The 21,916-nt window shown below is 69.3% G+C and carries 18 protein-coding genes and 1 tRNA gene; 16 read left to right on the forward strand and 3 right to left on the reverse strand.

All coding sequences use genetic code 11. From position 1 onward, the window contains the following. The first annotated feature begins 292 nt into the window (after positions 1 to 292). From ssd to HLA91_RS00980, 7 genes are all read left to right on the forward strand, one after another. The gene (gene ssd / locus HLA91_RS00950; protein WP_170273160.1) at positions 293 to 1,336 is read left to right on the forward strand and encodes a septum site-determining protein Ssd; all 1,044 of its coding nucleotides are present in this window, start codon (positions 293 to 295) and stop codon (positions 1,334 to 1,336) included. After that, the gene (locus tag HLA91_RS00955; protein ID WP_170273161.1) at positions 1,333 to 2,541 is read left to right on the forward strand and encodes a TadA family conjugal transfer-associated ATPase; all 1,209 of its coding nucleotides are present in this window, start codon (positions 1,333 to 1,335) and stop codon (positions 2,539 to 2,541) included. Before ssd ends, HLA91_RS00955 begins: the two co-directional genes overlap by 4 nt. Continuing rightward, a complete protein-coding gene (locus HLA91_RS00960) occupies positions 2,538 to 3,266 on the forward strand; it encodes a type II secretion system F family protein (RefSeq protein WP_170273162.1) in 729 nt (242 codons plus the stop codon). The genes HLA91_RS00955 and HLA91_RS00960 overlap by 4 nt, the downstream gene beginning before the upstream one ends. After that, entirely contained in the window at positions 3,263 to 3,958 is a 696-nt protein-coding gene (locus HLA91_RS13715; protein WP_170273163.1) for a type II secretion system F family protein, read from the forward strand. The genes HLA91_RS00960 and HLA91_RS13715 overlap by 4 nt, the downstream gene beginning before the upstream one ends. Before the next feature lie 190 nt (positions 3,959 to 4,148). Beyond that, positions 4,149 to 4,394 carry a DUF4244 domain-containing protein gene (locus HLA91_RS00970; protein WP_170273164.1) on the forward strand — a complete coding sequence of 82 codons (246 nt, stop codon included), beginning with the start codon at positions 4,149 to 4,151 and terminating at the stop codon, positions 4,392 to 4,394. A 1-nt stretch (position 4,395) separates the two neighbouring features. After that, on the forward strand, positions 4,396 to 4,770 hold the full coding sequence (locus HLA91_RS00975; protein WP_165884540.1) for a TadE family type IV pilus minor pilin: 375 nt from the start codon (positions 4,396 to 4,398) through the stop codon (positions 4,768 to 4,770). Beyond that, complete coding sequence (locus HLA91_RS00980; protein ID WP_239557123.1) at positions 4,770 to 5,144, forward strand: hypothetical protein; 375 nt, start codon at positions 4,770 to 4,772, stop codon at positions 5,142 to 5,144. The genes HLA91_RS00975 and HLA91_RS00980 overlap by 1 nt, the downstream gene beginning before the upstream one ends. A gap of 18 nt (positions 5,145 to 5,162) precedes the next feature. Here the strand turns inward: HLA91_RS00980 and HLA91_RS00985 are convergent, their stop codons facing one another. Next, positions 5,163 to 7,613 (reverse strand): DEAD/DEAH box helicase, encoded by a 2,451-nt coding sequence (locus tag HLA91_RS00985; protein WP_170273165.1) that lies wholly within the window; start codon positions 7,611 to 7,613, stop codon positions 5,163 to 5,165. 65 nt (positions 7,614 to 7,678) lie between these two features. Here HLA91_RS00985 and HLA91_RS00990 point away from each other — a divergent pair, with 65 nt between their 5' ends. Both HLA91_RS00990 and topA read left to right on the forward strand, forming a co-directional pair. After that, entirely contained in the window at positions 7,679 to 9,370 is a 1,692-nt protein-coding gene (locus HLA91_RS00990; protein ID WP_170273166.1) for a methyltransferase, read from the forward strand. A 124-nt stretch (positions 9,371 to 9,494) separates the two neighbouring features. After that, positions 9,495 to 12,329, forward strand: a complete 2,835-nt coding sequence (topA, locus tag HLA91_RS00995) for a type I DNA topoisomerase (protein ID WP_338076800.1) — start codon at positions 9,495 to 9,497, stop codon at positions 12,327 to 12,329. Positions 12,330 to 12,427: 98 nt separating this feature from the next. On the opposite strand, the gene HLA91_RS01000 is transcribed toward topA, so the two are convergent. Beyond that, entirely contained in the window at positions 12,428 to 13,168 is a 741-nt protein-coding gene (locus HLA91_RS01000) for a lipoate--protein ligase family protein (RefSeq protein ID WP_420867905.1), read from the reverse strand. 289 nt (positions 13,169 to 13,457) lie between these two features. Between HLA91_RS01000 and tmk the strand changes: the two genes are divergently transcribed. After that, positions 13,458 to 15,884, forward strand: coding sequence for a dTMP kinase (gene tmk, locus HLA91_RS13720; protein WP_170273168.1), 2,427 nt, complete (start codon positions 13,458 to 13,460; stop codon positions 15,882 to 15,884). Next, positions 15,881 to 17,065 carry a DNA polymerase III subunit delta' gene (locus HLA91_RS01010; protein ID WP_170273169.1) on the forward strand — a complete coding sequence of 395 codons (1,185 nt, stop codon included), beginning with the start codon at positions 15,881 to 15,883 and terminating at the stop codon, positions 17,063 to 17,065. Before tmk ends, HLA91_RS01010 begins: the two co-directional genes overlap by 4 nt. A 23-nt stretch (positions 17,066 to 17,088) precedes the next feature. On the opposite strand, the gene HLA91_RS01015 is transcribed toward HLA91_RS01010, so the two are convergent. Beyond that, on the reverse strand, positions 17,089 to 18,189 hold the full coding sequence (locus HLA91_RS01015; protein WP_170273524.1) for a M20/M25/M40 family metallo-hydrolase: 1,101 nt from the start codon (positions 18,187 to 18,189) through the stop codon (positions 17,089 to 17,091). Positions 18,190 to 18,374: 185 nt separating this feature from the next. Between HLA91_RS01015 and HLA91_RS01020 the strand changes: the two genes are divergently transcribed. The 5 genes from HLA91_RS01020 (at position 18,375) to HLA91_RS01040 (ending at position 21,852) form a co-directional block, all read left to right on the forward strand. Further along, positions 18,375 to 18,447: transfer RNA gene (locus tag HLA91_RS01020), tRNA-Thr, on the forward strand. Between the two features lie 24 nt (positions 18,448 to 18,471). Continuing rightward, the gene (locus HLA91_RS01025) at positions 18,472 to 18,885 is read left to right on the forward strand and encodes a helix-turn-helix domain-containing protein (protein WP_239557124.1); all 414 of its coding nucleotides are present in this window, start codon (positions 18,472 to 18,474) and stop codon (positions 18,883 to 18,885) included. Between the two features lie 669 nt (positions 18,886 to 19,554). After that, entirely contained in the window at positions 19,555 to 20,601 is a 1,047-nt protein-coding gene (locus HLA91_RS01030; protein WP_170273170.1) for a YeeE/YedE family protein, read from the forward strand. Positions 20,602 to 20,655: 54 nt separating this feature from the next. Then, complete coding sequence (locus HLA91_RS01035) at positions 20,656 to 20,880, forward strand: sulfurtransferase TusA family protein (RefSeq protein ID WP_102161239.1); 225 nt, start codon at positions 20,656 to 20,658, stop codon at positions 20,878 to 20,880. 84 nt (positions 20,881 to 20,964) lie between these two features. After that, on the forward strand, positions 20,965 to 21,852 hold the full coding sequence (locus HLA91_RS01040; RefSeq protein ID WP_170273171.1) for a universal stress protein: 888 nt from the start codon (positions 20,965 to 20,967) through the stop codon (positions 21,850 to 21,852). Positions 21,853 to 21,916 lie beyond the last annotated feature (64 nt).

Genomic DNA, 21,916 nt, shown 5'->3' on the forward strand with positions numbered 1-21,916 from the left:
GATCCGCATCACCGATGTGGACCAGGGCGCGCAGTCGTGTGTGCAAGGCGGTGAGTGCACCGCGACGCGTGCGCAGAAGCTGTGGATGGGTGGGAAGTGAGCGGTGCAGAAGTGGGCGTCGCAGCAGGGATTCTCGCAGGCGAGGTCCGCGGACGGGCGCGCTGACCAGCAGCAACGCTGACAGGTGTGGACGCAGGTGACCTGCGGTCACAAGCGGCAGGCGCAGCCGCTGCTATCCACAGCCGAGGCGGCCCCCGCCTAGGGGAGAGTGGATTCGGGTGAGCCTGAGGACATGTCCCGCATCGCGCTCGTCACCCAGCTGACCAGCCTCGCCGAACAGTGCGCCGCACTCGCCGACGGCATCGGCATCCGTCTCGACGTGCTGGCCCCGCACTCCGGCGGCTGGCAGGACGCCGTGCTCGTCCTCCTCGGCGAAGACGTCACCGACCCGCTGCCAGCACTGTCCGCCCCAACGGTGCTCATCGCCGTCGACCACGCCGCCGAGGTGTGGCAGCAGGCCGCCCGGCTCGGCACCGACACCGTCGCCGTGCTGCCAGCAGCCGCCGAATGGCTCACCCAGCGGATGATCCACGCCGTCGAACCGCCCGGCAGCCCAGCCACCACGATCGGTGTCGTCGCAGGTTCCGGAGGAGCCGGCGCCTCGGTGCTGGCGTGTGCGCTCGCCCGCCATGCCGCGACCGAGGCGGTCGAGACGGTGCTGCTCGACGCCGACCCGCTCGGCGGGGGCGTCGACCTTGTGCTCGGCTACGAGAACATCGACGGGCTCAGGTGGCCTGCGCTGACGACCTCGCGCGGGCGGCTGAGGCCCTCGACTCTGCCGCAGGCGCTGCCCCGCAGTGAGGGACTCTCCGTGCTGTCCTGGGATCGCGAGACCCACGCCGATCTCTCCGGCGACGTCTTCGACGCCGTCATCACCGCAGCCCAGCAGGCATTCAACCTCGTCATCGTCGACCTGCCCCGGCATGCCCCAGTCGAATGGGCCTCCAGCTGCCACCACCTCGTACTCGTCACTCCCGCCCGGGTGCGCGCAGTCATCGCCGCCTCGTGCGTGGCCAGCCGACTGCGCGCCGTCCACCCGGCCGTCGGCCTAGCAGTCCGCGCAGTCGATCGGCAGGGTCTCGACCCTGCCCTCGTAGCCGAGAGCATCGGACTCGAACTGCTCGGCAGCTACCGCGACGACCCGCCCCTGGCCGCCCAAGTCGACCGCGGCGAGGGCATCCCGTACGCGCGCACGCGCCTCAAACGATTCGCCGCAGGCGTGCTCGACGGGATCCTGACAGACTCACCGCACTACGCCAGCGCAGGTGGCCGATGAGCGAGTGGATCGAACCCGGGCTCATCAATGATGTGCGCACCCACCTGCTCGAACATCCCGGCCCGATCACCTCCTCGGCGGTGGCAACGGCAGTCCAGCGCACCGGCCGAGTGCTCGGCTCGGCGGCACTGCTGGAACTCGTCGCCCGGATCTCCGCCCAGCTGGCGGGGGCCGGTCCGCTGCAGCCGCTGCTCGACGAACCCGGGGTCACCGACGTGTTCGTCAACGGCCCGCGCGACATCTGGGTCGACCGGGGCGCGGGTCTGACGCGGGTGCGTCTCTCACTTGGCGGGGAACCCGATGTGCGCACCCTGGCCGTGAGGCTGGCTGCTCTCGGCGGCAGGCGGTTGGACGACTCGACTCCGCTCGTCGATGTGCAGTTGCCTGACGGGGTGCGGCTCAACGCCGTCATCCCACCGTTGTCGGGGGATCACACGATCATGTCGTTCCGCATCCCACGCCCGCGCGCATTCACCCTCGCCGAACTCATCGACACCGGCGCGGTGCCAGCCGCCATCGCCGAACTACTGCACCAGATACTCACCCGCCGGGCCAACTTCCTCATCTCCGGCGGCACCGGATCGGGCAAGACCGCACTGCTTGGGGCGCTGCTGGCCGAATCGGCAGACGACCAGCGGCTCGTCATCGTCGAGGACTCCCGCGAGCTCAGCCTCGACCACCCGCACGTCGTGCAGCTCTCGGCCCGCCAGTCCAATGTCGAAGGGGCCGGGACCGTTTCGCTGACGGACCTGGTGCGCAACGCGCTGCGAATGCGCCCGGACCGCCTCGTGGTCGGAGAGTGCCGTGGGGCTGAAGTCCGTGACATGCTCACCGCGCTCAACACCGGACACGAAGGCGGGTGCGCGACGATCCACGCCAACACCGGCGATGCGGTCCCGGCCCGGCTGGAGGCGCTCGGTGCGCTGGCCGGCATGACCCCGGCAGCCGTGCGCTCCCAGGTCGCCAGCGCCATCGACGTCATCATCCACATCCGCCGGCTGCGCCCCGGCGAAGCGGAGGAGCCAGGAACAGGTGCGGGGGCATCGCGGCAGGTGAGCGAGCTGAGCGTGCCGCGCGCCGAACCGGACGGGCGGATCGTCATGCACCCGGTCTGGCATGCCGGCACCGGTTTTGACACCACCGGCCTCGACATGCTCACCACCCTGCTCGCCGAACGCAGCGGCATCACCGGACCGCACCGATGACCGCCGTCGTCATCGCACTCATCGGAGCGTTGGCAGCCGCCGGCTGGTGGCTGCTGAGCGCTGACACGGCAGCCAGCCGGCTCACCCAGCTGCTGCCAACCCGGGTGGGAGCCGACCAGTCGCCAAGCCGACCGCGGCTGTTCGCCCGCTGGCGCCGGCAGGCGGCCACCGCCTCGGGCCCGGACGATGAGTCCGCAGCGATCGCGATGATCGATCGGGCCGCTGAACTGCTGCGCGTGGGCATGCCGCCGGAGGCGATCATGAGCCAGCTCGGTGAGCTCAGCGACGACCCGCACAGCGCCGAGGTGCTCGGCCGCATGTCGCGTTCGCTGCGGCTGGGGGAGCGCCCGCACGAGGCGATCCGCCGGCATGCCGGACAGCTGCCGACTGCCCAGCACGACATCTTCGACGGGATGGCCGCCGTCTGGTTCGTCGCCGAGACCGCTGGTGCACCGGCTGCCGACATGCTCGCCCGCTACGCCACCTCCTGCCGTGAGAAGGCCGACGCCGCCCGCGAACGCGCCGTCGCGCTAGCTGGCCCGCAGTCGACGGTGCGCGTGCTCACCTGGCTGCCGGTGTTCTCCCTCGGCCTCGGCGCGTTCATCGGCGCCAACCCGCTGCGGCTGGCGCTCACCGTGCCTGGAGCGCTCAGCCTCGGCGGCGGCATCGCACTGCTGCTGGCCGGTCGCGCCTGGATGCGCGCGATGCTGAGGAGAGCGCAGTGAGCGGGCTCGTCATCGCCGTCATCGGTGTGCTCGTCGCGGCCGCCTTCGTGCTCTTCGACCCGGGAACAGCCGGCCGGCTCACCCGGCTGAGTGGCAGCCGTGCACATCCCCGCGCCCGAGGCGGTGGTTCCGACGATCGGGAAGCGGCCTCGAGTGCCGGGCGGGGTGTGAGTGACTCGCCGGTTGACCGGCTGGCCTTCGACCTGGAGCTGGTGGCGATCTGCCTGCAGAGCGGCCTGACCCCGGAGCGGGCGCTCATCCTGGCCGCGCAAGCCGCCGGCGACCGCAGCGGGCTCGGCCGGCTCGGCCACGCGATCGCCCTCGGGCAGTCGACCGAAAGCAGACAGGCCGGACACGCGCATTCTGCAACGCACGGGGCGGACGGAGTGACGGGTGACGGTGCGCCCGGGCCGGTCGTCTCACAGCTGCCCGACATCGATGAGCGTCTGCGCCCGGTGGTCTCTCTCATCGACTTCAGCCGCCGCACCGGCGTTGCGCTCGCCCCGCTGCTGCGCGGGCTGTCGGCCGATCTGCGCCGCAGCGAGCAGCGCCGCCGCCAGCTGGCGGCTGCACGACTGGGCGTCACCCTCGTCATTCCGCTGGGTGTGTGCATCCTGCCGGCCTTCATCCTGCTCGGCATCGTCCCAGTCGTCATCACATTGGTCTCCGATATGGCTGGGGTGTTCCAGTGAAAACGGCTGTGGATCACGGTCTTGCGTGTGTGCACCCGGATGTGGACGCACCTCGGGCATCCACACCTGCGGTGCCGTGTCTGGAGGCAGCCGGCCGGTCACCGGAGGCTGGGATCAGCTCGCCGCCCCAGGCATCCAGCCCGTGGGCAGTGCAGCTGGAGTCCGCAATGGCACACAGTGAGGAGACACCATGGACACGACACAAGACCGCACAACACCGGCACGCAGTCCGAACCAGCAGAAGGCAGGCGCTGCACAGACCCGCCTGCTGGCCCAGCACATCAGCTCCGATGAAGGCGCCACGACTGCCGAATACGCGATCACCACACTGGCAGCCTGCGGGCTGGCGGCACTGCTCGTGACACTGCTCAAGAGCGACACGCTGCTCGAGCTCGTCACAGGCGTCATCAGCTCGGCGTTCGGGCTCGGCGGCTGACATGACCAGGCCAGTCTGCGAAGAGCGCCGTCGGCGGATCACCTGTGACCGGGGAGCGGCAACCGCGGAGTTCGCCATGGTGCTGCCGGCCCTGGTCCTGCTGCTGGCGCTCTTCGCAGGCGCGGCCACCGTCGGGATGACCCAGCTGCGCGCCTACGACGCCGCCCGGGCCGCCGCTCGCGAGGCAGCGCGTGGGGAACCGCAGCACACCGTCGTCGCCGAAGCCGAGAAACGCGCCGGTGCTGGATCGAAGGCAACGATCAGGACCGAGGGCGGATACACCGAGGTCGCCGTCGTCATCGGCCTGCCGCAACCGGTGAGCATGATCCTCAAACAGGTCGAGTCGTCAGCAACCGCCAGGACGGAAGGCAGCTGATGAGCCGGTCAGCCACAACCCTGCTCCGCTCTGATGCCGGGTCGACGAGTGTTGCGGCGATGATGATCACAGCGGCAGCCTTCGCACTCGTGGCAGGACTCGGGCTGGGCGGCAAAGCCTTCCTCATCCACGCCCAGACCGCTGGAACCGCTGACCTGGCAGCACTCGCCGCCGCTGATGCCGCCCGCGGCATCGCACCGGGTGATCCATGCGAGGTCGCTGCTGCCACAGCGGCGAAAGCCGACCTCAAGGTCACCGAGTGCATCGCCCGCTCCGATCTCGGTGCGGCGACCGTCACCGTGAGCGCACCCCTGCCGGCCCCGTTACCGGCCATCAAAGTCAAGGCCGTCGCCGGCAGCTCCGGAGGTCCGTGAGAGCGCTCCGTGAGAACGCTAGATCCCGCGCAGCAGGGCAGTGAGGATCCGCGCGGCAGCGTCCTTGTCGAGCGGGTTGTTGCCGTTGCCGCACTTCGGCGACTGCACGCATGACGGGCAGCCGGTGAGGCACTCGCATGCTTCGATCGCCTCCAGTGTTGCGGTCTGCCATTCATCGAAGGCGCGGAAGCCGCGTTCGGCGAATCCGGCACCGCCGGGCTGTCCGTCGTAGACGAACACCGTCGTCTTCCCGGTATCAGCGTGGCGGTCGGTTGAGACACCGCCAATGTCCCACCGGTCGCAGCCGGCAAACAGCGGCAGCAGGCCGATCGAGGCGTGTTCGGCGGCATGGACGGCACCGGGCAGATCCGGTGTCACGATCTCGGCATCCTCGACCAGCGACTCGGACACCGTCCACCACACAGCCGAGGTGCGCAGGGTCCGTTCGGGCAGGTCGAGGGCGTGCTCGGAAAGCACGACGCCGGTGCCGTTCTGCCGGATCTGATACCCGGTGACCTGGTCGAGGACCTCGACCATGCCCAGGTGCACGTGCCCGCCTGAAGGCAGTGGGCGAGAGTCGGTGACCGATTCGATGCTGATCTCGGTGACGGACTTCGGCTGGGTCGTGTAGTCGACGGTGCGCGGTTCGACGAGAGCAACCCGCTCGTCAAGATCCAGGTCGGTGACGACGAACGTCTGACCCTGGTGGACATACACAGCCCCGGGGTGGGACTGGCGCAGCGCTCCGGCATCGTCGACGGTGCCGAGCACCGTGCCGGTGGCGGCGTCGACGAAGCGGACGATGCCGCCGCCTCCGCCGCGGATGTCGGTCAGCGCTGCCGCCGGTTCGCGCTTCGTCCAGTACCAGCCGGTCGGCCTGCGGCGCAGCAGGTTCGCCGCCGCCAGCTGCGCGACCGTCTTCTCCGCAGTCTCGCCGAAGAGTGCGAAGTCGTCCTCGGTCAGGGGTCGTTCGGCAGCAGCGGCACACAGGTGCCCGCCGAGCACGTACGGGTTCGACGGGTCGATGACTCCGCCGTCGACCGGTGAGCCGAACACCGACTCCGGATGGTTGACGACATAGGTGTCGAGCGGGTCGTCGCGGGCGATGAGCACGGCCAGCCATTCCGAACCGGCGCGCCCGGCGCGTCCGGCCTGCTGCCACAGCGAGGCCAGGGTGCCCGGCCAGCCGGCCATGACGACGAGATCGAGGCCGGCGATGTCGATGCCGAGCTCGAGGGCATTCGTCGAGGCCACCGCTCGCAGCCGGCCGTTGCGCAGCCCGGTCTCCAGTAGCCTGCGCTCCTCGGGAAGGTAGCCGCCGCGGTAGGCCGCGACTGCTCGGGTGAGCTCCGGGAACGACCGTGAGACCGCCGAGCGGGTCGCCTCGGCCAGGGCTTCGGTGCCGCGGCGGGAGGCGATGAAGGCGATGGCGGAGAAGTCTGAGCACACCGCATCGGCGAGCAGATCAGCCGACTCGGCGATCGTCGACCGGCGCTGCGGACCATCGGTGAGCATCCCGAGCGGATCCCCGGCCTCAGCCCCGAGCCCGAGCGGATCATCCCCATCCGAGCCGACACCGATGCCGAGCGGATCATCGACGCCGAGGGCATCGAAGACATCGGCATCCGGATCCCCGGTGGCGTTCGGGATGAGCGGCGGCTCCCACAGCACGAAGTGACCGGCCGCCCGCGGCGACCCGTCCTCGGTGACGGCCGTGCATTCCCGGCCGGTGAGCCGGGTGAAGGCGGTGGCCGGGTCGGCCATCGTCGCTGACGCCCCGATCACCACAGGCGCCGCCCCATAGTGGGCGGCGACGCGCAGCAGCCGGCGCAGCACGAGCGCGACATGCGAGCCGAACACTCCGCGGTACCGGTGGGCCTCATCGACGATGATGAACCGCAGATTCCGCAGCCAGCGGGCGAACCGGGCATGCTGCGGCAGGACCGTGCGATGCAGCATGTCCGGATTCGTGTAGATGAGGTTGGCGTGGGCGCGGGCCCAGTCCTTCTGCGCCTGTGAGACATCCCCGTCATAGGCCGCCGGCCGCAGCCCGGCCAGCACAAGCTGGCTGACCTTCTCCATCTGATCGTGGGCCAGTGCCTTCGTCGGCGACAGATAGATTGCCGTCGCCTGCTGACGCGGCACCGCATCCTTCGTCGCAGCGAACGCCTCCAGCACCGGCAGCAGGAACCCGAGCGACTTGCCTGAAGCCGTCCCCGTCGAGATGACCGTGTCCTCACCGGCATGGGCCGCCTCGGCAGCGGCCGCCTGATGCGTCCACGGACGCTCGACCCCGAGTGACTGCCAGGCCGCAACCACCTCGGCGGGCACCCAGTCCGGCCAATCGGCGAACTCCGCCTCCCGGGCTTGCAGGGTCTCGACATGGCGGATCCGGTCCTCACGCTGACCGAACCCGCTGACGAGATCGAGCAGCCGCCGACGAGGCGCCGCATCCTGCCGCTGAGCCATAGGCACCCATTGTCCCACCTGGCCAGGACACCACCGCACCCCACCGGTTTCGTACAGTGGGACACGTGAACACCTCGCCCACCACCGCCTCGGTCCCGGTTCCGACCGCCGACGAGACCACCCTGCGCCCGCTCGCCGACCTGCTCAAGCGCTCCTTCCCGTTCAGCCCGGAAGCCGCGCCGCTGTGGGACACCCACGCGCAGGCGGCCATCGAGCGCTCGAACGCCGCGCCTGCGATTGTGCAGACCTGGGCCCGCGTGGCGGCCGGTGAGATCCCCGCGCCCGAGGCGGCGCTCGCTTTGCTCTTCGTCCTCGACCAGGCCGTGGACGCCGGTTCCGTCGCCGAGGCGTGCGGGCCTGAGCTGTTCGCCGCGCTGCGGGCAGACGGCTGGCTCATCGACGCCGGCGAGACAACCGGCAGCGACGGCGCAGGTGACGGAACCGAGGACCAGGTGCGTGCGGCGCTGACGATCGCAACCTTCGACGGGCTGCTCATCGCCGCCGACTGGGGCACCCTGACCCGCGACGAACCGCTGGCAGGCGACCACGTCCTCGGGCTCGGGGGAGCAGGCCGGACGCTGGCGGCGGTCACCCCGCGCATGCCCGTCGAGCTGGCCTGCGACATCGGCACCGGCTGCGGCATCCAGGCGCTGCTGCTCGCCGCCCACAGCGCCCGCGTCATCGCCACCGACATCTCCACCCGGGCGCTCGCCATCGCCGAGCTCAACGCCGGGCTCAACGGCATCGAGTCGATCGAATTCCGGGCAGGCGACATGCTCACGCCGATCGACGAACCGGTCGACCTGCTCGTGGCCAACCCGCCGTTCGTCATCACCCCGCAGGGCGAGACCCAGACCTTCGAATACCGCGACGGCGGCCAGCCGGGTGATGCGATCATGGCCGGGCTCATCGCTGGGATCCCCGGACGGCTGCGCCCGGACGGCAATGCGGTGCTGCTGGGCAACTGGGAGTACCACGCCGCCGGCAAGCACAGCGCACCCGGCAAGCCGTCCGGCGGGCTCACCGCGCCCGAGGCGGTGGTGACCGAGGTGCCGGCACCGATCCGCTGGTGCGAGGAGCTGAGCACGCCCGGCAGCCCGGCAGCAGAGACCTCGATGCTGCTCATCGAACGCGAGCACCTCGACCCGGTCGCCTACGCCGAAACGTGGATCCGTGACGGCGGGGTGGCCCGGATGAGCGGCCGGTGGCAGGCCGACACCACCGCCTGGCTCAACGACTTCGGCACCCGCGGGGTCGCACGCATCGGATTCGGGTGGATCCGCATGCACCGGGCACCCACACCTTCGCAGCGGGCGCTGCACCATCTCCGGGAGACCGGGCCGCTCGCCGGTGACACCGCCACTCTGGCCGCTGTGCTCGACACCCGGCTGGCCGTCCTCGAATGGCTCGCCGGCACCGACGACGCGGGCCTGGAGCGCACTGCGTTCATCCGCGGCCAGGATCTCGTCGAGCACCGCCACCACACCCCCGGTGAGGACGAACCGCACACCATCACCTATGAGCAGGGCACCGGATTCGGGCGCACCATCACTGCCGACACCGCCCTGGCTGGGCTGCTGGGCGTCAGCGACGGCAGCCTGAGCCTCGGTGCGATCAGCGATGCGCTCGCCCAGCTGCTTGAGGCCGACCCGGCCGCCCTGCGCGCCCAGCTGACCGGGCAGGTCCGCCAGCTGCTGGCCGACGGATTCCTCTTCCCCGTCCTCGATTCCGGCGCTGGAGAGTTGAACACGCGCTGAGGGTCGCCGTGAGCGGCGGATGCTAAGTTCTGTAAGGTGTAAGCCACCGTGCGGCCAGTCAGGATCGTCCGGCCGCTGCGGTGCCGCCCGTCGCTCCGCGCACATTCCGTCGAAAGGGAACCTCGTGGCACAAACGGCTGCTCAGCCGCGCCGGCTCGTCATCGTCGAGTCTCCGACCAAAGCCCGCACCATCGTGGGCTACCTCGGGGACGGCTACGACGTCGAAGCCTCGGTGGGCCATATCCGAGACCTGCCGCAGCCCTCGGAGCTGCCTGCGGATATGAAGAAGGGCCCCGTCGGCAAGTTCGCCGTCGATGTCGACTCCGACTTCGAGCCGTACTACCGGGTCGCCCCGGACAAGAAGAAGAAGGTCACCGAGCTCAAGCGCCTGCTCAAGGACGCCGACGAACTCTACCTGGCAACAGATGAGGACCGGGAGGGCGAGGCGATCGCCTGGCATCTCCTTGAAGTGCTCAAGCCCACGATCCCGGTCAAGCGGATGGTCTTCCACGAGATCACCCCCGAGGCGATCGCGCGTGCCCTGGAGAACACCCGCGAACTCGACTACTCACTGGTCGACGCGCAGGAGACCCGCCGGATCCTCGACCGCCTCTACGGCTACGAGGTCTCCCCGGTGCTGTGGCGCAAGGTCCGCGCTGGGCTCTCAGCCGGCCGTGTGCAGTCGGTGGCCACCCGCCTCGTCGTCGAACGCGAACGCGAGCGGATGGCCTTCGTGCCTGCCCACTACTGGGACCTCGACATCGACCTGGCTGTGCCCGGCTCGGGTGCCGAGTTCGCTGCCCGGCTGGCGACGTATCACGGCCAGCGGGTCGCCGGCGGCCGCGACTTCGACGACGCTGGACAGCTGAAGAGGAAAGCCGCCTCCGAGGTCGTCGTGCTGACTGAGGACATGGCGACCGAACTCGCCGGCCAGCTCACCACCTCGGCGAAGGACAGCCTGAGCGTCACCGCGCTGGAGACCAAGCCGTACTCGCGCCGCCCGGCCGCGCCGTTCACCACTTCGACCCTGCAGCAGGAGGCTGGCCGCAAGCTGCGGATGACCGCCCGCCAGGCGATGCGCACCGCCCAGTCGCTGTACGAGAACGGCTACATCACGTACATGCGAACCGACTCCTCGGCGCTCTCAACCCAGGCGGTGACCGCGGCACGCAACCAGATCGCCGAACTCTACGGCCCCGAATACGTGCCCGAGTCGGCCCGGGTGTACGCGCAGAAGCAGAAGTCCGCGCAGGAGGCTCATGAGGCGATCCGGCCGGCCGGTGACTCCTTCCGCACCCCGGCCCAGGTCTCCGGGAAGCTGTCGGGTGATGAGTTCCGGCTCTACGACCTCATCTGGAAGCGCACCGTCGCCAGCCAGATGGCCGATGCCAAGGGCAAGACCGCGACCATGCGGATCACCGCTGACCTCGGTGAGGACAGGACGGCGGGCTTCACCGCCTCGGGCACGGTCATCACGTTCCGCGGCTTCCTCGCCGCCTACGAGGAGGGCCGTGACGCCGAACGCTACGCCGCCAAGGAGGGCGGCCGGCTGCCGGAGGTCACCGAAGGCCAGGCGATCTCCGTCGCCCGCGCCGAGGCCGACGGCCACACGACCGCACCGCCGCCGCGCTACACCGAGGCCAGCCTCGTCAAGCAGCTTGAAGAGCTCGGCATCGGCCGGCCGTCGACGTACGCGGCGATCATCTCAACGATCCAGGATCGCGGCTACGTCACCGAACGCGGCAGTGCGCTGGTGCCCAGCTGGCTGGCGTTCTCCGTCGTCCGGCTGCTCGAAGAGCACTTCGGAGGGCTTGTTGACTACCAGTTCACTGCAGCTCTCGAAGCCGACCTCGACGCGATCGCCGGAGGTGCGAAGGAGCGCAGCCAGTGGCTCAGCGAGTTCTACTTCGGCACCGGGGCTGACCACAACGGTCTCAAGCCGACAGTCGACGATTTAGGCGACATCGATGCGCGGGCGATCAACTCGATCGACATCGCCGAGGGCATCGTGCTCAGGGTCGGCCGGTACGGACCGTATCTGGAGGTCTCGCCGGAGGCGGCTGCAGGGGCTGGGGCGAAGGCTGCATCCGAGCAGGCCGGTGCGAAGGCTGCTGCCAAGGGTGAGGGGGAGTCTGGGGAGCCGGCGCCGATCCGCGTCTCCGTGCCCGATGACCTGGCCCCCGATGAGCTGACTGCTGAGAAGGCCCGTGAGCTCATCGCCGAACAGGGACAGGGCGACCGCGAGCTCGGCGTCGATCCGGAGACCGGCCACACGATCGTGGCGAAGTCCGGCCGGTTCGGCCCGTATGTCACCGAGATCCTGTCTGAACCGGAGGAGAAGCCAAAGCGCGGGGCCAAGAAGCCCAAACCGCGCACGGCCTCGCTGTTCAAGTCGATGGACCCGGCCACTGTTGACCTGGCAACGGCACTGAAGCTGCTGAGCCTGCCGCGCGAGGTGGGAGCCGACGCCGAGGGCGAGGTCATCACCGCGCAGAACGGCCGATACGGTCCCTACCTGAAGAAGGGCAGCGATTCGCGTTCGCTGGAGACAGAGGAGCAGATCTTCTCCATCACCCTCGAGGAGGCGCTGGCGATCTACGCCCAGCCCAAGCAGCGCGGCCGTCGGGCTGCGGCCGCCCCGCTCAAGGAGTTCGGCGAGGACCCCGAGTCGAAGAAACCGGTCGTGCTCAAGGACGGCCGCTTCGGCCCCTACGTCACCGACGGGACGACGAATGCGACCCTGCGCAAGGACGATGCCGTCGACTCGATCACCGCCGAGCGGGCCTTCCAGCTGCTTGCGGAGAAGCGGGCGAAGGGACCGGCGAAGAAGCGCACGACCGCCAAGAAGACGCCGGCCAAGAAGACGACTGCGAAGAAGTCGACGACCGCGCGCACGACCGCTGCGAAGAAGACCACGGCTGCGAAGAAGACGTCTACTGCCACGCCGAAGACGCCGTGATCTGAGCGAGCGCAGAGCCCCGTCAGCCGCACCGGCTGGCGGGGCTCAGCCGTTGCCGCGGCGCTTCAGCGGTGTCGCTGCTGCGGCGCTTCAGCTGCTTACAGCTCGTGTTTGCCCCGGTACTCAGCAGCTGCGGCCAGCGTCGTGACATCGATCTGTCCGGCCACTACCTCGTAGGCGGTGCCATAGGCGGCGTCGAAGGCTTCGGCGACCGCCTCGACCGTCACCTCGGGATGCACCTCGCTGATCGACCCGCCGGTCGCCGGATCCCACTCGATACCAAGGGCCGCCTCGACATCGGTGAGCACCGCTCGGATCGGATCCGGGTCGGTCACGACGATCGATGACGAGAACAGCCAGCCGGCTGCCGTCACCCGCTGTGCCGTGCCGATCGCCTTGATCCTCCCTGCGACATTGACGCTGTGCTCACCAGGGCAGTACTCACCCGGGACCTCGCCGAGGCGCGCGTCGATGCCGAGCGAGCGCAGCACCTGGGCGTACATCGCCCCGAAGTCCGTGAACCGGCCCTGCGTGCCTGACAGCAGCGTCGAGGCCGGTTCGATGTGATCGATGACGAGGCTGCCGCGGTGATACGGGGCCACGCGCCCGCCCAAGGAGCGCAGCACCGGCGTGAACCCGTGGGCGCGCGCGGCTTCGACCGCAGCGGGAAACCCGGGCAGGAACCGGTCGCGGGCACCGAAGGCAACGGTCGGCTCCGGTCGGTAGATCCGCAGCACACCCGGCCGCTGCCCGGCCCGCACCTCATCGAGCAGCACGCGGGCCAGGGAGAGCGCATCGACCGGGTCATCGGTCCCGCGCCCGAGGCGGTGCAGCCGGATGCGGGCAGGCGCAGGCTGGCCATCGGTCAGGGGAGAGGCTCCGGTTGACTCAGCAGCCGGGGCAGAGGCATCAGCCGGCTGGGCGGAATCAGCGGCCCGGGCGGCTGCGTCACGGGAGTCGGTGTCGGTCACCTAGACAGGATAACCGCGGCCGCGCCCGCCCCGGCCCGCCGCTGCATCCGGCCCCGCCGCCTCGTCCGGCGCCTGCCGCCTCGTCCAGCAAGCGGACAGGTGGGCCTCGTAGGCTGACATCGTCGATGTCCGAGCCGATGAGTATCGTGGAGATGTGATGACAACTCCGAATCCCCCGAGCGGCGCGTCCGCAGCCGCATCAGCGGCGCCCAGGCGGCACCCGCTCGCCTCGCTCGTCCCGCTTGGACTCGAAGTCGGCGCCTGGCTGCTGCTGCTGACCACCGGTGCGATCGCCTTCGGTCTCGCCGGCATCATGGGGTTCTTCGACACCGGCCTGCCGGCCGACCTGCACAGCGTCCAGCCCGTCTGGGAGGTCGGCGAATTCAGTGTCCGCCATGGCGCGATCGCCCTCACCGTCCTCCTCGTCGTCGCCGCAGCCGGCCTGTTCCTGCCGACCTCGCTGCTCGGCTCACGCCTGTCGACCACCGGCGGCCGGGTGCTGTCCTCCTCCGCCGCAGCTGCCGGAGTCTCGGGCCTGTTCCTCTTCTTCTTCCCCTCCGTCTGGCTCGCCTGGCTCACCGGCCTGCTGCTGGCGGTCATGGTCGCCCTGCTCGTCCGCCAGGCCCCAGGCGTGCACCGCAAACCGTGGCGCTCGGTCGGCGTCGCCGCGGGCCTCGGTCTGTTCGTCACCTACATCGCCCAGATCGCCTCGGGTGTCTCCGCCGGCGTGCCCGCCCAGCGCTGGCTGCTGCTGCTGGCCGCCCTCGTCATGCTCGCCGCGGCGATCGCCTCCTTCCTGCTGCCGGTCTCCGCCGACTCCGTCGACCAGACCACCGGTGCGTTCCCCGCTCAGCACCGCGGCCGCGGCGAGGCCGAGATCGCCCGCCCGTGGGCCTGCTACGTCCTCTTCGGGGCGCTTGGCGTCATCGTCGCGCTGCCCCAGATCGTCGTCGCCGACCTCAACTTCGGCCAAGCCGGCACCTACGCGATCCTGTGCGCCGCCCTCGTCGGCTGGGCCGCCGGCTTCGAAGCCGGCCCGACCTTCGCACCCGGCATGACCCGCCCGCGCCTGACCTCCTTCGCCGTGCTCATCGCCGGTGTGCTCCTCGTCCTCATCGGCGCACTCAAGGAGCTCTCGGGCATGGCGATCCTCTCCGGTGCCGCGGCCTTCGTCGTCGGCATCGGCGTGCGCGCCCAGCCGTACGCGTTCTCCCGCCGCATCGGCTTCGGCATCGGCGCCTTCGTCGCCCTGCTGCTCACCTGGCTCGGCACCGCGCTCAACGTGCCGGTCACCGACTTCATGGTCTGGGAGATCACCACCACCGAGGTCGCCTACATCATCCCCGGCCTGCTCACCATCGCCGCCGGCATCATCGCGATCATGGCGTTCTCCCCGCTCGGCGTCCGCGGCCTCGGCGTCGACCTCGTCCACGCCTTCCGCGCACCCGTCACCCGCTCCGCTCCCGAGGAGCCGGTCGCCGGGCCCGAGGCGGTGGCCGGCTCCCAGCCGGGTGCCGTCGATGCCGCGCGCAGGCTGCCCGAGCGCGGCCTGTTCATCGCTTTCGAAGGCGGCGACGGGGTCGGTAAGACCACTCAGATCCGCAAGCTCGGCGAGCATCTGGCAGCCCGCGGCTTCGCCGACATCCACACCACCCGCGAACCCGGCGGCACCGAGGCCGGCCAGCGCATCCGCGAGGTGCTGCTGGGCGGCAGGGGAGTGGCCCAACGCGCCGAAGCACTGCTCTTCGCAGCCGATCGTGCCCACCACATCGCCGACCGCGTCGACCCGTGGCTCGCCGACGCCGGCGTCGTCATGACCGACCGCTACATCGACTCCTCACTGGCCTACCAGTCAGCTGGCCGGCAGCTCTCGGTCGCTGAGGTCGGGGCGATCTCACGCTGGGCGACGACCGGGCTCATCCCGCACCTGACGATCATCCTCGACATGGAACCGGCGACAGCGAATGCCCGCACCGAATCCCGCGGCGGCGCCAACCATCTCGACCAGGCCGGTCTTGAGTTCCACTCGCGCGTCCGGCAGGCCTTCCTCGACATGGCCGCCCGCGAACCGCAGCGCTACGTCGTCATCGACGCCGACCGTGACCGCGACGCCGTCGCCGCCGACATCGCCGCAGCCGTCGACCGCACGCTGACAGCCCAGGGCATCCGCCCCCAGCCCCCGGCGGTCAGTCAGTCCCCAGCGGTCATTCAGCCCCCAGCGGTCAGTCAGCCCCCGGCTGGCGGCGAGCAGCAGGCAGCCAACCGGCCCGCAGCCGCAGCCGGGCCGGAAGCTGAGTCGCTAGCTGCCGACGAGGACGCCACCACGGTCCTGCCCTCAGCCAGCAGCGGAAACGGCAGCCACGCGGCCGGCGAAGACGACGATGACTCGGCCACGACCGTGCTGACACCCCAGGCGGGAGCCGAGCCGGATCCCGGTGACGCCGAGACGACCGTGATGCCGCGCCAACAGCTGCACAACTCCTCGCGGCAGAAGCTGCAGGCCCAAGCTGAGATCGAACGCCAGGCTCGTGAGCGCCTGCGCGAAGCCCGCATGCGCGGCATACGCCGAGGAGACCCGCAGTGACCGGCGTGTGGAGTGAGCTCGTCGGCCAGGACGCGGCGATCGAACAGCTGCGCCGCGCCGCCCATGCCGCTGGCCGCATCGCCGCCGGCGACACCTCGGGCGCCGCCTCGATGACCCATGCCTGGCTCATCACCGGCCCGCCGGGCTCGGGCCGGTCGAATGCCGCACGAGCCCTCGCCGCAGCGCTCTTCAGCCCGTCCCACGGTGATGAGCTCGACGCCGAATCGCACCGCGCGCTGGCCGGCACTCATGAGTCGATGACCGTCATGTCGACGCAGAAGTCGCTCATCTCCATCGACGAGGTCCGCGACCTCGTCTCCCAGGCCCACTCCGCCCCGGTCAACGCCCCCTGGCGGGTGATGATTATCGAAGACGCCGACCGGATGGCCGAACGCACCTCCAACGTCCTGCTCAAGGCGATCGAGGAACCACCGCCTGCCACCGTGTGGATCCTCTGCGCGCCCAGCACCCAGGACGTGCTCACGACGATCCGCTCACGCTGCCGCAACGTCAACCTGCGCATCCCGCCGACCGAAGCGATCGCCGAGCTGCTCATCACCCGCGACGGCGTCGACCCGGACAAGGCCGCCTGGGCCGCTGCAGCCGCACAGAACCACATCGGCCGGGCCAAGCGCTTCGCACTCAATGAGGCGGCCGCTGCCGAACGGCAGCGCACGCTGGACATCCCGTCCCGGCTCACCTCCCTGGGCACCACCGTGCGGCTGGCCGGCCGTGTCGTCGACAGCGCTGCCGAACGTGCCAAAGAGCGCACTGCTGAACGCAATGCCGCCGAACGCGAGGAGCTGCTCAGCACCCTCGGTGTCGAACCCGGCAAAGCCCCGCCGCCAGCCGTGCGCGCCCAGGTGCGCCGCCTCGAAGAGGAACAGAAGCGCAAGAACGTCCGCGCCCGCAACGACGAGATCGACTCGATGTTCTTAGAGCTACTCTCGCTGTACCGCGATGTGCTGCTGTGCCAGCTCGGGCTCTCCGACGGCTGGATCAACAAGGGCGAGGACGAGCGCATCCGCGCACTGGCTGAGGGCAGCACGGCCACGAGCACGCTGCGCCGCATCGACATCCTCACTCAGGCTCGCCAGCGACTGGCGACGAACATGGCTCCGCTGCTCATCGTCGAAGCTGCGTTCATCGGGCTCGTGAACCCCTGGCTGCTCGCCGAGTGAGCCTGCCGGCAGGCTGAGTGTGCTCAGTCGTCGAGCAGGCTGCCGACGAGGTCGCGGACGAGTTCGACCCGCCTGGGAATCCACGCCGCCACCGCGTGCTCGCTGTCGGCATGCGACCCGCCGCCGATCGTGCCGAGCCCATCGAGGGTCGGCACACCGATGCCGGCGGTGAAGTTCCCATCCGAACCGCCGCCCACAGCGATCGACCGCAGCGGCGGGTGCCCGAGCCTGCCGGCGATCCGCTGGGCACGGGCGTAGAGGTTCATCGAGTGCTTCGTCTCGAACGGCGGCCGGTTGATGCCCCCGCGCAGCAGCAGCTTCGCACCCGGGTGCTTCGGTTTGAGCATGCGCAGCGCGGCGTCGACGCGACGCTGCTCCTCAATCTGCACCGCACGGGAGTCGATGCCGACCTTCGCGGCAGCCGGCACCGTGTTCGTCGTCGTACCCGAGGTCATGACGGTCGGCACCACCGAGGTGCCGGCTGAACGATCGCCGATCGTGAGGATATCGAGCACCTGGGCTGAGACCTCGGCGGTGGCATTGATGCCCTTCTCCGGCTCGACACCGGCATGCGAGGCACGGCCGCGCACTTCGAGCTCATAGATCGCCACACCCTTGCGCGCGATCTTGACTGCCCCGTCGGTGCCGCCGGATTCGAAGACGAGCGCGGCCTTCGCCCCGCGCGCCTCCTCCTCGATGAGTGAGCGCGAGGTGATCGAACCGAGCTCCTCATCACCGGTGATAAGCACCGAGACACCGTCGAGGCTGCCGCGGCGGGCCAGCAGCTGGCCTAGGGCGTGGAAGATGATGAGATCTCCGCCCTTCATGTCATCGGCACCCGGGCCGCGGATGATCCCGTCGATGAAGGAGAACGGCAACCGGCGGATCGTGCCCAGCGGCCACACCGTGTCGTGGTGGCCGATGAGCACCACCTCGCGCGGGCCCGAGCCGAAGCGCCAGAGTGCATGGGTGGCCTTGTCGATGCGGATGAGCCGGGCGGCGCTGCCGAGGTGGGAGGCGCCGATCTTCGAGACGAGACGGGCGCTGCGGGCCACCGCATCAGGATCCGCGGACGGGGATTCGCATTCGATGAGCTCCTCGAACTCGCGCAGGAAGCGATCCATATCCACGGCCACGTTCTCTCCAGGTCCTTTCGTCTCTCGGTGGGGCGGTATGCGATGGCAGGCGGGGCTGCCGGGCAGCGGTGTGCGCTGCGCGCCGCCAGCTTCACTGTATCGCGCCGGCAGGTGCAGGCGCCGGATTGTCCTTTTGACGCTCGACTGAGTGAGCCGCTATCCTTGTCCAGGTTGCCTCCTTAGCTCAGTCGGCAGAGCGTCTTACTCGTAATAAGAAGGTCGCCGGTTCGATTCCGGCAGGAGGCTCTCTGATTGTCAGGAAACGCGCGGATGTCACCAGAAGACATGGGCGCGTTTCTGCTTTCTCACGTTGGGCCCGCAACGTGCGGCTTGATGCTCGAAAAGGCGGCGACGGCTGTAGAGACGGCTACTGCTGATCCGGTCCGTTCACTGAAGGGCTTTGTCGCCGAGCATCCCGTGGACCGGGAGCGCGTCGACGTGCACAAGGAGCGGATGCTCGCCGAGGTGCGTGTGTACCGGCTCCGCGAGCTGCGCGAGCAAGCTGGCCTAACACAGGCTCAGCTCGCGGAGCGCATCGGCGTAGGGCAGCGCCAGGTCTCCAAGATCGAGCGTGGCGACCTTGATAACGCAAAGGTTGGAACGATCCGCAGCTACCTTGAAGCAATCGGCGGTGGCCTGGCTATCGAGTACGTGCTGGGAGACCAGCGTATCCAAGTGGCCTGATCGAAGCCGACGCCGAACGCGTCTGGATCGCGTGAGTCGGCCTCATGCTCGAGCCATGTCCAGGGCTTTCAGCGCGACTGCAGCAGTTGCCGATCGGTCCAACTGATGTGGATGCAAAAGCAGCCGACCCCGTTCGGCCATCACGCCCGCATCGCAGCCGGGGCTGCTCAACTGCGCGCCGGTGCGGTTGTCGGTGAGCCGATGTCATATGTGACACAGTCATGACACTTCGGCAATCGGTTCTGCTATGGTCGTCACCGTCCGCATCGAGCGGATCCTTGCAGACGGTGCGGATCACCTGCACCACAGCGTGCGGCGAACGTCCGCACTTTTTCTCGGATGAAGGGAGAGCCAGCGCGATGTTCCGCCTGCACCTGTTCTCCCGCCGCGTCATCGATCTGATGTACGTGTGCACCTGCGGTTGTTGCTCCTGATATCTCCACGCCGCCCCGGCATGACGAGCATTCCTATGCCCTGATCGGGCAGGAACCCCTGCCGCCTGTGCCGCCTGCGGCTGTCTGTCGCACGCCTGATGTGCGCTGTCTGCGGCGCCATCCAGTGCCTGCGACGCGAATCCTCTCTCACCACTGCCGAACCGCCGCCCGGACACATCCGGCCAGCCTGTGATGCCAGGCCAGCCGGCGCCTCGGCTCTGCACAAAGGACTTCCATGATCATCACTGGACTTCTCGTCGGCCTCGTTCTGGGCTTCGTCTTCCAGCGTGGCCGTTTCTGCGTCACCGGAGCCTTCCGCGACATCTTCATCGCCGGCAGCACCCGCTGGTTCTCCGCGTTCATCCTGCTCATCGCCGTCCACGCCGTCGGCCTCATGGCACTCAACACGCTGGGCCTCATCACCCTGGAGACCGACCCCTTCCCGTGGCTGGCCTCGATCGTCGGCGGCTTCATCTTCGGGTTCGCCATCATCCTCGCCGGCGGCTGCGCCACCGGCACCTACTACCGCTCCGGCGAAGGACTCATCGGAAGCTGGTTCGCCCTCATCTTCTACGCTCTCTTCTCCGCGTTCATGAAGGCAGGACCGGCCGCCGGGTTCACCGAATGGATCCGCGGCATCACCCTCGAGCAGGGGTCCCTGCCGGCTACCTTCGGCCTCTCCCCATGGGTGTTCGCCGTTGTGCTGGCAGCTATCGCCGCAGCACTCGTCGTCCACCACCAGCGGAAAGCGAAGACCCCGCTGGCTGCCCTGCCGCCGCGCAAGTCCGGACTGGCCCACCTGCTGACCGAGAAGCGCTGGAACCCGTTCGCCACTGCTGCGGTCATCGGCATCATCGCCACGATCGCCTGGCCGCTCTCAGCCGCCACCGGCCGCAACGCAGGTCTGGGCATCACCACCCCGTCATCGAACCTCGCGCAGTACCTCACCACCGGTGACGTCGACCTCATCGACTGGGGTGTCATGCTCATCCTCGGCATCCTCACCGGCTCGTTCATCGCCGCCAAGGCCTCAGGCGAGTTCCGGCTGCGGGTGCCCGACGCACCCACCGTGGTCAAGTCGATCGGCGGCGGTGCGCTCATGGGCGTCGGTGCTGCGATCGCCGGAGGCTGCACTGTCGGCAACGCGATGGTCGAAACCGCCCAGTTCAGCTACCAGGGATGGGTCTCGCTCATCTTCATGATGCTCGGCACCGGGCTGGCAGCCAAGCTCACCATCAAACCCGCCACCGCCTCGGCGCCGGCCGCCCGCGTCAGCGCCTGACAGCCACCACATATCGAACCGGACAGCCACCACATATCGAAAAAGGAGACCACCATGCAGCATGTGCTTGAGACCAACGGACTCGTCTGCCCATTCCCGCTCGTCGAGGCCAAAGACGCGATGAACGGCCTGCCGGCCGGTGACGAACTCGTCATCAACTTCGACTGCACGCAGGCAACCGAGTCGATCCCACAGTGGGCAGCCGACAACGGCTACCCGGTGACCCACTTCGACCGAACCGGCGAGGCCTCCTGGACCATCACCGTGCAGAAGGCCTGAGGGCCTCGGCGCCGGTTCCGTCTGTCGGACACGCAGCGAGACCCGGTAGGGTACGCAGTGAGGGTTTGAACCGAGGCAGGTGCGATGCAGATCAACGGCGACATCATTGTCGGAATCGACGGCTCCGAGGCGTCATGCGAAGCCGCAGCCTGGGCGCTGAAGGAATCCCGGCGCTCCGGCCAGCCGCTCAGGCTCGTCTCCGTCGCGGCCGCCGCCCACCCGAAGTTCGCTGACCTCACCGAAGCCCGGCAGGCCGCCGAGACCGCACTCGCCGAGGTGGGCCGCAGGCTCACCGAGCTCATGGAAGGCCAGGAGACCCCGGCTGAGTTCACCACCGAAGTCCACGACGGCGACCCTGCTGAGGTGATGGCCGAGCTGAGCGAGGACGCCGGTCTGCTCGTCATCGGCCACCACGGCTCCGACCAGCCGCCGACCGGCCGGATCGGCACCGTCAGCTCCGGACTGCCCGGCCACGCGCTCAGCCCCGTGCTCATCCACCGGGCCACCCGCGGCAGCGAATTCGACTCCATCGATGTGCACCCGCGCGGTGAGGCCGGCGTCGTCATCGGCCTCGACACCTCCGACTACTCCGGAGTCGCTGCCCTCAACGCCGCCGGTTACGCGGCTGCGACGAACGCGACCCTGCACATCGTCGTCGGCACCGCCCCGCTTGATGGCGACGAGAAGGCCCGCGCCCAGACCGAACTCGACATGACCTGGCTGCGCTCGCACTTCCCGGGCCTGCGTGTCGACGCCGCCTACCACGACGCCGACCCCGTCGACCTGCTCATCGAACAGTCGAAGGATGCTGACCTGCTCGTCATGGGCAAGCGCGGCATCGGCCGGTTCGCCAGCATGCTCGCCCAGCTCGGCCGTACCACCTCGCAGGTCATGCCGCGTGCCGAATGCTCGCTGCTCGTCGTGCCCTTCCGCGACGATCCGAAGCTCGACGACCGCCGCCTGGCTGACTGAACAGGCTGCAGTTGCCCAGCCGCAGGTCCGCAGACGGGTGGGCGGTTCCCGGTAACCTGAGTTC

It is taken from the genome of Brevibacterium luteolum, from assembly GCF_013004595.1.
Classification (GTDB): Bacteria; Actinomycetota; Actinomycetes; order Actinomycetales; family Brevibacteriaceae; genus Brevibacterium; species Brevibacterium luteolum.